A 14593-nucleotide genomic window follows, 5' to 3' on the forward strand; every position below is an offset into this window, starting at 1 on the left:
AGCCCATGCTTTTGAACATTCATCACAATTCCAACTATCGTTATGACTCCCCGGTGCATTATTCGGTACTGCGTTTGCGCCTGCATCCACAGAGCAGCCCAGGGCAAAAGGTTATCGATTGGACGGTGACGGTGAAAGGGGCAACGCAGGAGGCGAACTATCGCGACGGTTATGGCAATCGCACGACCTTGATAAGCCTTGAACGCAACGTCGAGGAGCTCGTCATCCGCGCTTCAGGCCAAGTTGAAACCGAGGATCGCACGGGCGTTCTCGGCAAGGTCTATAACTTCATGCCGATCTGGCTCTATGAGCGGGAGACCGAGCTGACAAAGCCCGGAGAGGCGATTCGCGAGTTGGCGGCCGGCCTTCAAATCAGGACCGACAAACTTGCGATCATGCATGAATTGATGGGGCTATTGCACCAGAGAGTGGCCTATATACCAGGATCGACCAATGTGGCCACGACGGCCGAGGAAGCGCTTTTGAATGGTAAAGGCGTCTGTCAGGACCACACACACATCTTTTTGTCGGTCGCACGCGTCCTGAATATTCCGGCACGGTATGTATCTGGCTATCTGATGCTCAACAATACGATCGAACAGACGGCAAGCCATGCCTGGGCCGAAGCCCACATCGAGGGCCTCGGCTGGGTCGGGTTCGATGCAGCCAACGATATTTGCCCGAATGAAGGCTATGTCCGCGTAGCATGCGGCCTCGACTACCGCGAAGCAGCCCCGATTTCCGGAATACGCTTTGGACCAGGCATCGAATCACTTGCCGTTGAGGTCAATGTGGAGCAGTAATCTCAAAATTCATTCGGAATCGGAATTCGGGATTCGCTATGACCTACTGTGTAGGCCTCAAACTGGACCGTGGTCTTGTGTTCATGTCTGACACAAGGACCAATGCTGGCGTCGACAACATCTCGACGTTCAAGAAAATGTACACCTGGGCCAAAACGGGCGATCGCGTCATCACGCTGCTATCCGCTGGTAACCTTGCAACCACGCAGGCCGTCATCAGTATTTTGAATGAGCGTACCAAGACACCCTCTGAACGGTCGCCATCGATCTACGATATGCCATCGATGTTCCAGACCGCGCGGCTCGTCGGCGATACGATAAGACATGTCATCGACGAGGTGGATTCCGGGGGCAACGCGCGGATTTGTTCGGAGCGTCGATTATCCTCGGGGGCCAGATCAAAGGCGGGGATCCCCGTCTGTTCCTGATCTACCCGGAAGGCAATTTCATCGAGTCCACGCCCGACACGCCTTTTTTCCAGATCGGCGAGCACAAATACGGCAAGCCGATTATTGTACGGTCCTACGATCCGGCGATGACATTCGAAGAAGCGACCAAGCTGTTGCTGGTATCATTCGATTCAACATTGAAGTCCAACTTGTCGGTAGGGCTGCCGCTTGACCTGCAATTCTATGAATCCGACAGCTTCAAGCTCGGATTCGAAAAGCGGATCGAACGCCACGATCCCTATTACGAGATCATTTCGGAGGGTTGGTCGCAGGCCTTGAAACTTGCATTTCAGAGCCTGCCCCCATTCGAAATAGAGCCCAGGAGCTAGAGCAGCGGACTTCAGAGCCCTGCAGTCTGGGCAACCTCAGCGGCCTGACGGACGGCCCGCGTTTTCGCGAATGCCTTTGCGAGATAGGCATCGCGCTCGTAGACATCGTTGTAGAATTGGATTTCGCCGGTGGCGGCATCGGGCCAAGCGGTGAAATAGGACACGTAAACGGGCAGTTGGGCCTTCACCCTGACGCTGCGCTCATTCTTGCCGAAATATTGCTTCAGGTCTTCGACCGGAACACCAAGCACGGCGGCGGCCATATCACGTGGTCGTTCCAGCCGGATACAGCCGTGGCTCAATGCCCGCATGTCCCGCTTGAAATAGGATTTCGCCGGTGTGTCATGCATGTAGATGTCGTGGCTGTTCGGGAACAGAATTTTCAGCTCGCCCAATGCATTGTCGAGACTCGGTTTTTGACGAATGCCGACGCCACCGCCACTGGCGGCAACTTGTGACCAATTCACCGCGCTTGAAGGGATCACGCGCCCGGATTTGTCATAGACTTCATAACCACTATTCTCGAGATAGGATGGGTTGTTGAGAATTTTCGGCATCATCTCATTGAGAATGATCGACCGCGGCACGCCCCAAGATGGATTGAAAACAACGGTTTCGATCGTGTCATGGAAGAAGTAGGTCTGGTTCGTCGGTGACCCGACTACGATGTTCATCGCCAGCTTTTCGGTGTTGTCATCGAAATACTGAGCACGGTACGCTGGCTGATTGATGAAGACGTAGCGCGTGCCGAAATCATGCGGCAGCCAACGCAAGCGTTCCATCGAATAGAGAATTCGATCGCGCTTGGATGAGGTCGTTTCTGCCTGAAGCGTATTGATGGTGCTGCTGCCGATGATGCCATCGGGTTTGCGCCCCTGTCCTTTTTGGAATTCCTTGATGGCTTCGACGAGGCTCTCGTCATAGACGTCGGTATTTTCGTGCGATAGCAGCACAGCCTCGTGCTTTGCCAGATAGTCTTCGGGGGCTTTTGCCTTGATCAGGGCCACGACATTGCGAATTTCCGGATTTACTTCGCCCGGCCTTATCAGGGTACCCGGAGCAACGCGCACAGTGGGCTCTTTGGCATCGCCGATCTTGTCCAGGCTCTGCTTCAATTCGGCATACCATTTGCTTTGAGGCGCAAAGGCAAAAAGCGTGGCGCTCGGGTCGCTTGAAGAAGCGAGCTGATCAATTACCTCGCGTGGACGGACGCGGCCAACCGCGATATCGTGGAACCCGCTCAGACGATTTGGATTGATGCGGCCCTCACCCTGATCCATCGCATAACGCAGCGCGCGCGCCGACAGCGTCAATTCGAACTCGGAGAGTTCCTTCAGCCGTGCTGGAATATTGGCACGGTCATAATCATCGCCCGGCACCTTGACGGCGTAATCCTGAGGATCAAGGCCATCCTCGCCAGCCTTGGCGAAGAGCGCCAGAACAGCCTTGGCTTTTGAGGTCACATCATATGATGCGGTCCAGATCGGCTGCTGTTTCGTGGCGTAATAGGAAACGATGGCGTCGGCGATCTGTTTTTCCGCCTGCACATGCGCGTCTTTCAAGTGATCTATTTTGAGACCGAATTGTTCCATCTGTGGCGGCGCTACGGTGTCATGATCCGCGGAGGCAGTCAGCTGAGGATCGACCTTGGAAAAGTCAATCTGAACGAGCGCTTCGGGCTTGTAATCGTAATTCGTCGGCGCAGTCACAGTGACGCGCTTGATCGGCGCTGACGGGCGTCTGACAGACGCTGACTGTTCGTCAATGCCCTCGCCGGGTCTGGAAGGACCGACAGGCTCGGACTCCACGCGGCGGTTACCGAACAGCAATTCCATCAGATTGTTTGCTGCCGAGGCCTGCGAAATCGAGACTGCCGTCGCCGATAACAATGCAGCCAGAAAAATCGCACGCTTTTTTGAAAAGGAATTCATGATGTCCGCCCGGATGGTACTGTCATGACCCACGGGTGAACATGGGCCATTGATTTGGTGTTCGGCCAGTTTCATCGCATCCTATTTAGATTCTTTTAACAATGCCCCGCCCCCGATTGATTATTATCCAGGAGCACAATTTTAAGCTGTGTGCCGATTCCTGACACATCAATCGCGATACACATTGACTATCATGTTGATCTACAAGAGAACTCGTTGACCCACCGAGTTATTTTAAAAATCTTCCAATAGCGTTACAGAAGAATCGACTCGCTGGATCGAATGGGGACACGGTGAACAAGTTTTTCCTCCTGCTTTTGCTATGCGCAACAGTATAAATCGTATCCTCTTTGACTATGCCCGCACGTGCACAAGATAAAACTACCAGAAAAATATTCCTGGCCGGAAAGCCTGCACATCAATCAACCCTGGACGATTGGTCAGGCCATGTCATCCGGCTGCATCCGAATGGCCAATGACGATGTCAAGCATCTCTACGCCAATGTCGACATTGGCACAAAAGTCATAGTTCTGAGACAGAACTGGCTCCAGAAAGACAAAATTTGCTCTAGTGGGAGCGCCGTGGAGTGAAGGGCTCGCGGCTCAGCCCCTTTTCGGCGAGTTCATCGAGATATGCCTGCCAGCGTTCATCCCTGTTGCGGCCAAGATCCATCAGATAATTCCAGCTGAACAGCCCCGTGTCGTGCATGTCATCAAAGATGATGCGCACTGCATAATTGCCAACAGGTTCCATCTTGGCAATTTCGACATTCACTTTCCCGGGCACGGTGACGCGCTGTTCGGGTGAATGCCCCTGAACTTCCGCCGATGGCGACGCTACCCGTAGAAGCTCCGCCGTCAAATTATAGCTTTCGCCGTCGTCAAAGGTGATCGTTAGCGACCGGCGATCCTTGCTTACACGCAATTCTTTCGGCCAAGCATTGGTCATGATGTATAATCCTTGTTCTGCTCTTCTGTAAGCATCGCAAATGAAGCCTGCAAGCGCACAAATGCCAGAAGGTGTAAACGCATGCACCGTCCCGTGACTAGACAAGCGGCTGCTGGCAACCTATCTCTTTTGCAGGAGGAAGCCTTGGACCAATTTGCATTGATCGATAGGACGGAACGTCAGGCACCGATGATAGACCCCTTCGGGCGTACGATAAGCTATCTTCGCGTATCGGTAACGGATCGCTGCGATTTCCGCTGCACATACTGCATGTCGGAACACATGACATTCTTGCCGAAAAAGGACCTCCTGACGCTCGAAGAGCTCGACCGTGTTTGCACAGCATTCATTGAAAAAGGCGTGAAAAAACTGCGTCTTACCGGCGGTGAACCGCTTGTGCGCAAGAATATCATGCATCTGATTAGTGAACTCTCCCGTCATCTGCAATCCGGCGCCCTTGAAGAGCTGACGCTTACCACCAACGGCTCGCAATTGGCACGGTATGCGCACGAGCTGGCCGACCACGGCGTCAAGCGCATCAATGTATCGCTCGATACGCTGGACCCTGACAAATTCCGTGCCATCACGCGTTGGGGCGATTTCAACCGTGTCATGGAAGGCATCGACGCCGCGCAGGATGCCGGCCTGAAAATCAAGCTGAATGCAGTTGCCCTCAAGGGTTTCAACGATCACGAAATTCCGCAAATGATCCGATGGGCGCATGGGCGAGGCATGGACCTGACGCTGATCGAAACAATGCCGATGGGCGAAATCGATCTCGACCGAACCGACCAGTATTTGCCGCTCTCATTGCTGCGCGCCAAGCTCAGCGAGGAATTTACCCTGGAGGATATCCCCTACAAGACAGGCGGCCCTGCCCGTTATGTCGAGGTCAGGGAAACCGGCGGCCGTATCGGCTTTATCACGCCGATGACCCACAATTTCTGCGAGAGTTGCAACCGGGTTCGCCTCACCTGCACCGGCACACTTTACATGTGCCTCGGCCAGGAAGATGCTGCTGATCTGCGCGAGCCTCTTCGGGCTTCCGAAGGCAATGCGCTTCTGAACAATGCGATCGATGAGGCCATTGGGCGCAAGCCCAAGGGGCATGATTTCATCATCGATCGCCGCCACAATCGCCCGGCCGTCTCCCGGCATATGAGTGTCACCGGCGGTTAAGATCCTCCCGCGAGCTTCTCAAATATTCCGAATGCGCTCAGGAGCGCAGGCTGATATATCAATTTAGCGATTCTGGAGGAGAATCGCTCACTCATTCGGAAATGACAATTTTGGCGCTATCTCCCAATCTGCGTGGCAGTTTGTATATGGCCATTGGCATGGCCAGCTTCACGTTTAATGATGCGACGGTGAAATTCGTCGCCGAGCATATGAATATGGGTCAGGTCATGCTGGTGCGCGGATCGATCGCCACCATACTGATCATTGCGCTCGCCTGGCACAATGGAATGCTGATACCTTCCGCCAGGCCCTGCATAGAATGACCGTTCTGCGGGTCATTGGCGAAGTGGTTGGGACAGTCAGCTTTCTTGTCGCCCTTGTCCACGTCCCTCTCGCCTTGACGTCAGCAATTCTGCAGGCGCTGCCTCTTGTGGTAACCATGGGAGCAGCTATGTTCTTCGGCGAGCCCGTGGGCTGGCGGCGCTGGGTTGCGATCGCCGTTGGCTTTACAGGAGTCCTCATCATCGTACGGCCCGGCAATGATGGTGTGAGCCCCTATATTTTCTTGGTCGTCATCACTGTCATCTTCGCTGCGCTCCGCGATCTCGCCACCCGCAAGGTGCCGAAAGCCATTCCCGTTTTGATGATTTCCGCGTTGACTTCGGTGGGCGTTTCCCTCGCTGGCGTGGCAATGATCGGCCCGCTGGGAGGTTGGACGCCGATGACATTGACAAATACGCTGCTCCTGACACTCGCGGCTTGCTGCGTGATCGTTGCGTATCATTTCATTATCCTCGCTATGCGCGAGGGCGAGATTTCATTCGTTGCGCCCTTCCGCTATACCAGTTTGATCTGGGCAATCGTCCTCGGCTTCCTGTTCTTCGGCGATCTTCCAGATCTCCCGATGATCATCGGTTCCATCATCGTCATTGGCAGCGGGCTCTATACGCTCTACCGTGAGCGTACCGTCAACCGCATGAAACCTGTGGCGATGACGGCCGCGGCGGCAACAACATCGCCGGATGGAGTGTGAGGGTGCGGATTGCGGGTATCATATTGGCAGGCGGACAATCGCGCCGGATGGAGGGGAAGGACAAAGCGCTGCTGCCGTTCGGCGACCGCCGCCTGATCGACCATGTACTCGAACGCCTGTCCCGCCAGATCGACATCGTCGCCTTGAACAGCAACGGCGCTCCCGAGCATTTTGCAGATTTGCACCTGCCGGTGATACCGGACGACATCTCCGGCTTTGCCGGCCCGCTCGCCGGAATTCTGGCCGCAATGGAATGGGCCAATAGGCAGCCGACGCCATTTTCGCACATCCTGACTGTAGCCGCCGACAGCCCGTTCTTTCCCGATGATCTTGTTCGCACACTTCGGCGCACCATCGCCGAAACGCCCGGCCACATCGGCGTTGCCGCGTCCGGCGACAGGCTTCATCCGGTCTTTGGGCTGTGGCCCGTCTTTCTCAGAACTGACCTTCGCCATTGGCTAAGCAACGCCAAAAATCGCCGTGTCGTTGCCTGGATCGAAGGACATCCGCACAAGATCGCGGAATTTCCGATTGTGACAACACAGTCGGGCGCCTTGTTCGACCCATTTTTCAACATCAACACGCCGCAGGATATTGCCGACGCCCGGCAAAGATGGACCGCACTACAATGACATCCGGAATGCACAGGATTTTCGGTATCACCGGCTGGAAGAACTCGGGAAAGACCACACTCACGGTCAAGCTCGTCAGTGAACTGACGCGACGAGGCTGGAAGGTATCGACGGTAAAACACGCCCATCATGATTTTGATATCGACAAGCAGGGCACCGATTCGTACCGCCACCGCAAAGCAGGTGCGGGTGAAGTCGCCATTGTGTCCGATCAGCGCTGGGCGCTGATGCATGAACTCGCCGAGGAAAAAGAGCCTTCTCTGGCTGAAATTATTGCACGCTTTGCTCCTTGTGATCTTGTGCTCGTCGAAGGCTATAAGCGTGAACATCACAAGAAGATCGAGACGAGAAGGCTCGAGGGGAGATCCGGAGAGCGCCTGGCGTTGAACGATGCGGCAATCGTAGCGATCGCCAGCGACCATCCCCTGGCCGGGGAGAAAATCCCCGTCTACGACCTTGATGATATCACCGGCCTGGCCGACCTCGTCGAGCGCGAGACAGGGCTCTCCTGACGGCCGCGTCAGAAAATGACGTTTCCACCGAAACGTGCGCAACAAAAGTATAAGAGCAATAATAATTGTATGTTTTTACCCTCCAGATTCGTCCGGAGGCGCACGATTCACAGTTGCTTTTGGCTCAAAACTAGTGGGAATATCCGCGTCAGGAGCAGTAAAACTGCGACTTGCCCGGAAGGCTGTCCAAAAAAGCAGGGGAACAGCCGGGCCATAAAAGAGAGGTACAAATAAATGCGTATCACCAAGCGTCTCGCACTCGCGATTTCCGCTGCGGCCCTTGCCTTTACCATGGGTGCGGCTCACGCAGAGGACGCCCTTAAGCTTACAATCGCCTCCGAAGGTGCCTACCCGCCGTTCAATAACCTGACGCCAGATGGCAAGCTGGAAGGCTTCGACATCGATATCGGCAAGGCTCTGTGCGAAGAGATGAAGGCAGAATGCACCTTCGTGACCCAGGATTGGGACGGCATGATCCCGGCTCTGCAGGCCGGTAAATTCGACGCCATAATCGCGTCGATGTCGATCACTCCAGAACGTCTGGAAAAGGTCGATTTCTCGAAGAAATATTACAATACTCCGCCTGCCATCGTCGTCCCGAAGGATTCCGACATCAAGGACATCACTCCGGAAGCGCTAAAGGGCAAGACCCTTGGCGTTCAGGCCTCCACCAGCCACTCGAACTTTGCCGAAGCCAAATATAGCGGCTCCGAAATCAAGATGTATCCGACGGCAGACGAGTATAAACTGGAAATGGCGAATGGTCGTATCGACGCTGCGATGGACGACGTGATCGTTCTCGGCCAGTGGCTCGACAGCGAAGCCGGCGCATGCTGCAAGCTCCTGGGAACGCTCGAACCTGACGTTGCGATCCATGGTCCGGGTGCCGGTGTGACTGTGAAGAAGGGCAACACCGCCCTGGCTGACAAGTTCAGCACGGCGATTGCTGCGATCCGCAAGAACGGAAAATACAAGGAAATCAACGACAAGTACTTCAAGATCGACGTTTACGGCGGCGAAGATTGAGCCGATTGATCTGACTTGTTAAATATGTGGATGGCGGGCGACCGCCATTCACAACACGAACTTCAAAAATGACGGGTTGGCTCGAACAAAGAGCCCTGGGGAATGGCCCGCGAAACATGAAAGTTGCCTATGGAAGGCTCAATAGCGTTACTTGGTTTTGGCGAAGGCGGATGGGGCCCTAGCATTGCCAGCGGTGTTCTCGTAACGGTCAGCTTGGCCCTTGCAACGCTGCCAGTCGGCTTGGCTATCGGCTTTTTCGTCGCTCTCGGCAAGCAATCGCAAGAACCGTCGGTCAAGCTTGCTGCCAATATGTATACGACGATTTTCCGCGGATTACCCGAACTTCTGACTTTGTTCCTGGTCTATTTCGGCGGTCAGATTGGTATCCAGAAGCTGGGCCAGCTCCTGGGCTACACAGGTACGATCGAGATCAATTCATTCATCGCCGGCATGTTCGCGATGGGTACGGTCTTTTCCTCCTATGCCAGCGAAGTATTCCTCTCGGCGTTCCGCGCCATTCCGAAAGGTCAGTACGAGGGCGGTTATGCTATTGGCCTCTCCTACGGCCAGACAATGCGCAAGGTCATCCTGCCGCAATTGATCCGGATAGCGCTTCCTGGACTGGGCAATCTCTGGATGATCCTGCTCAAGGACACAGCTCTCGTTTCCGCTATCGGACTTGCCGATATATTGCGCCAGACCTCAGTTGCCGCACGTGTTACAAAACACGCGTTCCTGTTCTACGGCACGGCCTGCATGATTTATCTCGTGCTTGCCATCCTGTCATCCTTTGTAATCGATGGCATTGACCGATGGTCGGCCAAAAGCGGGGCAAAGCGATGACCGAGAGCTTCATCAACGCACGGACCCCGACCGTTTTGCGTCCGCCCGCGCCACCCAAAGGCTGGACGCGATCACGCGTGATCGGGCACATACTCGTCGGGTCTGGGCCGCCCTCATTCTCGGGCTGCTGGTCTACCTTTACAGTGCCTGGAACATCGATCTCGTAAGGAAATACGGCCCCACATACCTTTCCGGCCTCGGAACCACGATCACCCTTGTGGGTAGCTCAATCATTCTCGGCGCGGTGCTTTCCATTCCGGTCGTATTGGGCCGCTTGAGCAATAACCGTATCATTTCATCGGTTGCTTATTTCTACGTCTATTTCTTCCGCGGGACGCCGTTGATCGCCCAGGTTTTCCTGATCTATTATGGGGTCGGTTCATTCAATAAAGAGCTGCAATCGATTGGATTGTGGGTATTCTTCCGCGAAGCCTGGTTTTGCGCCCTGTTGGCGTTCGCACTCAATACCGCCGCCTATCAGGCTGAAATTTTGCGAGGCGCCATCCGCAGCGTTCCCTTGGGACAATGGGAAGGAGCCGCATCGCTGGGGATTTCCAAAGCGGTCACATTCTGGAAAATCATTCTGCCGCAGGCCTTGATCGTGGCTTTGCGGCCCTACGGTAATGAAGTCATCCTGATGATCAAAGGCTCGGCAATCGTCGCCCTGATTTCGGTATATGACCTCATGGGTTATACAAAACTTGCCTATTCGCGCACATTTGACTTCCAGACCTATCTATGGACGGCAATCATTTATCTGGTTCTGGTGGAAATACTGCGGCATCTATGGGATTGGATGGAGCGCCGCATTACGCGCCACCTGATCTCGCTGATTGCAAATCCACGAAAAGAGAACCGAACCATGCTGAAGATCTGGGGCCGGACAAACTCGAACAATGTCAAGAAAGCCCTCTGGGCTGCCGAAGAAGTGGGCGTTTCCTACGAGAACATTCCAGCTGGGGGTGCATTCGGCATCGTATCCGATCCCGAGTATCGCGCGATGAACCCGAATGGCTTGGTGCCAACGCTGGAAGACAAGGATCTGGTGCTTTGGGAAAGCAATACAATCGTGCGCTACCTTGTTGCGCAGTATGGCGAAGCGGCGCTCCACATCGAAGATGCCGCTGCGAGAGCAAAGGCGGAAAAGTGGATGGATTGGGCGACGTCCACGCTCGCCACCCCCTTCCGCGACGTCTTCTGGAATGTCGTGCGCCTGACACCTGACAAACAGGATCATGCGGCCAAGGAAAAGGGCATTCAGGACTGCGGCAGGTTGTTTGCGATCGTTGATGCCGCCCTTGCCCAGCAGCCATACCTGTCCGGTGAAAAATTCGGCGTGGGCGACATTCCCCTTGGCTGCTTTGCCTATGCCTGGTTGGAAATGCCTATCGAGCGGCCGGATCACCCGCATCTTGTTACGTGGTATGAGCGGCTGAAAGAGCGCCCGGCATTTCAGAAGGCAGTGATGATCCCCCTCACCTGAGCGGCATTCTCCTAGTTTTTTGGCTTCAGGCGCCACACCCCTAGCAGACCTTCCTCATAGGCCCGCTCGCCAGTTGGAATGGAGATTGCTTCGGTGTTCGCCCATTTCTGAGCAAAATCACGATAGTTGGCTGAGAATACGTTTCCCGATTGACCCGTGGTCTGGATATAAGTCGACCGGTCGAGATCGGCGAGATCGAACAGGCCGCGGTAGCTCGTACCGTGGGTCACCCGAAAGGGATTGTTTTCGTCGGTAAAGGAAGATTTGCCCCGATCGAGGCTGAACGCACCGCCTGACGCCGGCACCGTGACGTTGAAAAGCTGGTCAAGCGGGCTGACCTGCGCAAACGGCCGGTGGGCGCCATAGGCATAATGCAGTTTGCCCCAACTCCAGTTCGAGCGGTCAGAACCCAAACGCGTTTCCAGATCCTTGACCGCGTCGCCAAGTGCCAATGCAAGAATGTCGCCGCAACTCTCCTTCTCCGGCGTGCGGCCATCATCGCACCAATCACGCGCTGGATTTGGACCGAGCCAGCGCAACATGGCGCCAACATGGCCCTGCCAGAATGACGGGAAGGCGTCACCGAGATCATCTTCCAGAATTCGCTTTGTCGCCATCCTGAGCCATGCACTGAAAAGCAAGGGCTCGGCACGGGCCCGGTCTTCGACAAAGTCCCACGCACTCAACTGCTTGACGACGTCCAGATCTACATCATTGCGGCCGCCGACTTGTTTGAGCATAACCGGGAGCAATACTGCATAGGCATTGTCGTACGCATCACCTTGCACCTTGCCGTTCGTTGCCAGCGTTTGCTCGTTCGCGCCATATACAAGTGTCTTGATCCGCTCGAACCGCCAGGGTTCGTCCCAATCAAAGGTAAGGAAATGCGGGTAAGCCGCATCCACGATCTTTGTGTTCGCTGTCGCCAGCACATTTTCAGCGGGGTTGTAGACCCGAGGCAATCCCTCGTACGGAATGAAGCCCTTCCAGTCATATGTCGCGTCCCAGCCCGGCGATGGGGCGCGACCCATGATCTGATTGGCCGGGTCACGGACAGGCACTCTCCCCGGTGCAATCAACCCGATATTGCCCTCCACATCGGCAATGACGATCGACTGCATCGGAGTGATGAAATCACGCATACCATTCTGGAAGTCAGACACATTGGCAAAATCCCACAGCTTCAGACCTGCGGAAACGGTCGTGTCGTCACCAGCCAAGGCTGTCCAGGACAACGAGGCGACGGTGCCGTCAGGTAGATAATGGTCAAGCCCGCGATAGTCAGCGGGCAAGACCGGGCCGTGGCGCGTGACCATTCGCTCGAAATTGACGGTATCGCCGCCCTTCACCTTGATCGCTACATTCTTCTTCTCGAAAGGCTGGAAGCCCTGCGGCGTCTGATACTCGTTCGCATTAACGGGGTTGATCTTTTCGATAAAAATATCCTGAACATCCGCGCCGGTGTTCGTAAAACCCCAGGCCAACTTGTCGTTTCGACCGAGAAGGACCAGCGGTGCACCCGGTAAGGTCACCCCGACGAGATTCCTTGAGGTACCATCAGCATTCTTGACTTGAAGATGCGCGAGATACCAGATTCCGGGTGCCGTCAGTCCAAGATGCGGATCATTGGCGAGAATCGGCTTTCCGCTTTCGGTTCGCGCCCCACCAACAACCCAATTGTTCGACGCACCGGTGGCCATGAATTCATTCAGCGACGCCAAACTGTTTTTCGGCTTCAACGGCTCCGGCCTTGAGGGTACCGCTTGGCAAGCCGAGTACCTGACGCAAATCCGGCAAGGGCGGCGGCGTGTCGGCGGGCACTGGCGGCTGCAAGTCGGTAATCTCCGCGTCGTTCATGCCAAGGCGCGCAAATTTCAGGCGTAACACTTCGTCATCGATGTTGGCTGCCAGTGTTACTGACATCAGTTTTAACGTTACAATCACATCTGCTGCCGCCCATTTTTCGGGCGTATGGCCGAGGACGACGAACTCCGGCGAATATTTGGAGCCAAATGTCGGGCCTGCACTGGCAATAAATTCATTGATTCCATGCACATAGGCATCAATTTTCTTGCGGTCCGCATCGTTCAGCGCCGCAAGGGAGCTTTCCGCGGATTCGTAGAGACCAATTGACCGGATGAAGCGGTCGGTGAAGACAGTCTTGTCCCCGAAAAGCTCGGACAGGCGGCCCTGCCCGGCCATCCGGTTCACTTCCATCTGCCAAAGCCGCTCCTGCGCATGCACAAAACCGAGGGCCATCAGGACGTCATCCACCGAATTGCCACTGATGTGCGGCACCGCATTCTTGTCACGGGTGACCGTGACAGGCCCAGACAGATCCGCAAGCGTCATTTCACCGGTTGCAGGCGCGACCGAGCGTGCAAGCCAGACGTAGCCGAGAACCGACCCAAGGAGGGCGATGGGGATGAGGGAGAAAACAATCCACAATAGGCCTTTGATGATCCGCCGCATTGTCCTAACGTCCCCCGATCCGGATACTCAACACTATGTCCTATCTGACAGAGGAAACTATGTAATGGCAACAGTCGCTTTTATCGGTCTTGGCGTCATGGGATACCCGATGGCAGGTCATCTCAAATCACGCGGCGGCCATGACGTTACGGTCTTCAACCGTAGCAGTGAGAAAGCAAAAAAGTGGGCCGGGGAGTTCAAGGGCGCTTACGCACCAACTCCGGAAGAGGCAGCAGCAGGCAAGGATTTCGTCTTTTCCTGCGTTGGCAACGACGACGATCTGCGTGCAGTGACAACAGGCGAAAACGGCGCGTTTCATTCGATGAAGAAGGGCTCGATTTTCATCGATAACACGACCGCCTCTGCAGAAGTCGCACGCGAACTCGACGCGGAAGCACGCAAGAGAGGTTTCCACTTTCTCGACGCCCCGGTCTCCGGTGGTCAGGCAGGCGCTGAAAATGGCGCACTTACGGTGATGGTCGGCGGCGAACAGGATGCGTTTGACATGGCAAAGCCGGTCATTGAGTCGTTTGCCAAGATGGTCGGCCTGATGGGGCCAGCCGGTGCCGGGCAACTGACCAAGATGATCAACCAGATTTGCATTGCCGGCCTGGTCCAGGGCCTCGCGGAAGGTATTCATTTCGGCAAGAGAGCGGGACTTGATATCGAGAAGGTCATCGAGGTCATCTCCAAGGGCGCAGCCGGCTCCTGGCAGATGGAAAATCGCCACAAGACCATGAATGCCGGGAAATATGATTTCGGCTTCGCCGTCGATTGGATGCGCAAGGATTTGGGGATTTGCCTCGCAGAAGCGAATCGCAACAACGCCAAGCTGCCGGTTACTGCCTTGGTCGACCAGTTCTACAAGGATGTGCAAATCATGGGCGGCAATCGCTGGGATACATCGTCCCTGTTGGCGCGGCTGGAGAAATAAACAATCGCCGGCGCCGGC

14 protein-coding genes and 3 pseudogenes are annotated in these 14593 nt (G+C 55.3%); 13 read left to right on the plus strand and 4 right to left on the minus strand.

The annotated features are described in order from the left end of the window. Positions 1–5: 5 nt before the first annotated feature. Both N8E89_RS00250 and N8E89_RS00255 read left to right on the plus strand, forming a co-directional pair. The gene (locus tag N8E89_RS00250) at positions 6–803 is read left to right on the plus strand and encodes a transglutaminase family protein (protein ID WP_106662923.1); all 798 of its coding nucleotides are present in this window, start codon (positions 6–8) and stop codon (positions 801–803) included. A gap of 38 nt (positions 804–841) precedes the next feature. Beyond that, positions 842–1581: pseudogene (locus N8E89_RS00255) on the plus strand (peptidase). A gap of 11 nt (positions 1582–1592) precedes the next feature. On the opposite strand, the gene N8E89_RS00260 reads toward N8E89_RS00255, so the two are convergent. Then, on the minus strand, positions 1593–3512 hold the full coding sequence (locus N8E89_RS00260; RefSeq protein WP_262260742.1) for a L,D-transpeptidase family protein: 1920 nt from the start codon (positions 3510–3512) through the stop codon (positions 1593–1595). A 420-nt stretch (positions 3513–3932) separates the two neighbouring features. Between N8E89_RS00260 and N8E89_RS00265 the strand changes: the two are divergent. Next, a pseudogene (locus N8E89_RS00265) lies at positions 3933–4103 on the plus strand (L,D-transpeptidase); the annotation flags it as partial. Here N8E89_RS00265 and N8E89_RS00270 read toward each other — a convergent pair. Continuing rightward, positions 4081–4461: a gamma-butyrobetaine hydroxylase family protein gene (locus N8E89_RS00270; RefSeq protein ID WP_262260743.1), complete on the minus strand. Its 381-nt coding sequence runs from the start codon at positions 4459–4461 to the stop codon at positions 4081–4083. The pseudogene N8E89_RS00265 and the gene N8E89_RS00270 sit on opposite strands and share 23 nt — an antisense overlap. A 189-nt stretch (positions 4462–4650) precedes the next feature. Here N8E89_RS00270 and moaA point away from each other — a divergent pair, with 189 nt between their 5' ends. From moaA to N8E89_RS00310, 9 genes and pseudogenes are all read left to right on the plus strand, one after another. Beyond that, positions 4651–5640 carry a GTP 3',8-cyclase MoaA gene (moaA, locus tag N8E89_RS00275; protein ID WP_262261971.1) on the plus strand — a complete coding sequence of 330 codons (990 nt, stop codon included), beginning with the start codon at positions 4651–4653 and terminating at the stop codon, positions 5638–5640. Between the two features lie 146 nt (positions 5641–5786). Next, positions 5787–5963 (plus strand): hypothetical protein, encoded by a 177-nt coding sequence (locus N8E89_RS28930; RefSeq protein WP_315975660.1) that lies wholly within the window; start codon positions 5787–5789, stop codon positions 5961–5963. Next, a complete protein-coding gene (locus tag N8E89_RS00280; RefSeq protein WP_315975661.1) occupies positions 5960–6673 on the plus strand; it encodes a DMT family transporter in 714 nt (237 codons plus the stop codon). Before N8E89_RS28930 ends, N8E89_RS00280 begins: the two co-directional genes overlap by 4 nt. Before the next feature lie 2 nt (positions 6674–6675). Next, positions 6676–7305, plus strand: a complete 630-nt coding sequence (gene mobA, locus N8E89_RS00285) for a molybdenum cofactor guanylyltransferase MobA (RefSeq protein WP_410010324.1) — start codon at positions 6676–6678, stop codon at positions 7303–7305. After that, positions 7302–7817, plus strand: a complete 516-nt coding sequence (mobB, locus tag N8E89_RS00290; protein WP_112759757.1) for a molybdopterin-guanine dinucleotide biosynthesis protein B — start codon at positions 7302–7304, stop codon at positions 7815–7817. The genes mobA and mobB overlap by 4 nt, the downstream gene beginning before the upstream one ends. A gap of 234 nt (positions 7818–8051) precedes the next feature. Next, a complete protein-coding gene (locus N8E89_RS00295) occupies positions 8052–8843 on the plus strand; it encodes an ABC transporter substrate-binding protein (protein WP_106662918.1) in 792 nt (263 codons plus the stop codon). Between the two features lie 129 nt (positions 8844–8972). Next, a complete protein-coding gene (locus N8E89_RS00300) occupies positions 8973–9686 on the plus strand; it encodes an ABC transporter permease (RefSeq protein WP_106662917.1) in 714 nt (237 codons plus the stop codon). After that, positions 9683–10509: pseudogene (locus N8E89_RS00305) on the plus strand (ABC transporter permease); the annotation flags it as partial. The gene N8E89_RS00300 and the pseudogene N8E89_RS00305, both read left to right, overlap by 4 nt. Positions 10510–10548: 39 nt before the next feature. After that, positions 10549–11169, plus strand: a complete 621-nt coding sequence (locus N8E89_RS00310; RefSeq protein WP_262261973.1) for a glutathione S-transferase family protein — start codon at positions 10549–10551, stop codon at positions 11167–11169. Between the two features lie 11 nt (positions 11170–11180). On the opposite strand, the gene N8E89_RS00315 is transcribed toward N8E89_RS00310, so the two are convergent. Beyond that, positions 11181–12869 carry a penicillin acylase family protein gene (locus N8E89_RS00315; protein WP_262260746.1) on the minus strand — a complete coding sequence of 563 codons (1689 nt, stop codon included), beginning with the start codon at positions 12867–12869 and terminating at the stop codon, positions 11181–11183. Positions 12870–12873: 4 nt separating this feature from the next. Continuing rightward, positions 12874–13641 (minus strand): penicillin acylase family protein, encoded by a 768-nt coding sequence (locus N8E89_RS00320; protein WP_262260747.1) that lies wholly within the window; start codon positions 13639–13641, stop codon positions 12874–12876. Positions 13642–13705: 64 nt separating this feature from the next. Between N8E89_RS00320 and N8E89_RS00325 the strand changes: the two genes are divergently transcribed. Then, positions 13706–14575, plus strand: a complete 870-nt coding sequence (locus N8E89_RS00325) for an NAD(P)-dependent oxidoreductase (protein ID WP_113171377.1) — start codon at positions 13706–13708, stop codon at positions 14573–14575. The last annotated feature ends 18 nt before the right edge of the window (positions 14576–14593 follow it).

The sequence above is a fragment of the Phyllobacterium sp. A18/5-2 genome (genome assembly GCF_025452215.1).
Lineage (GTDB): Bacteria > Pseudomonadota > Alphaproteobacteria > Rhizobiales > Rhizobiaceae > Phyllobacterium > Phyllobacterium sophorae.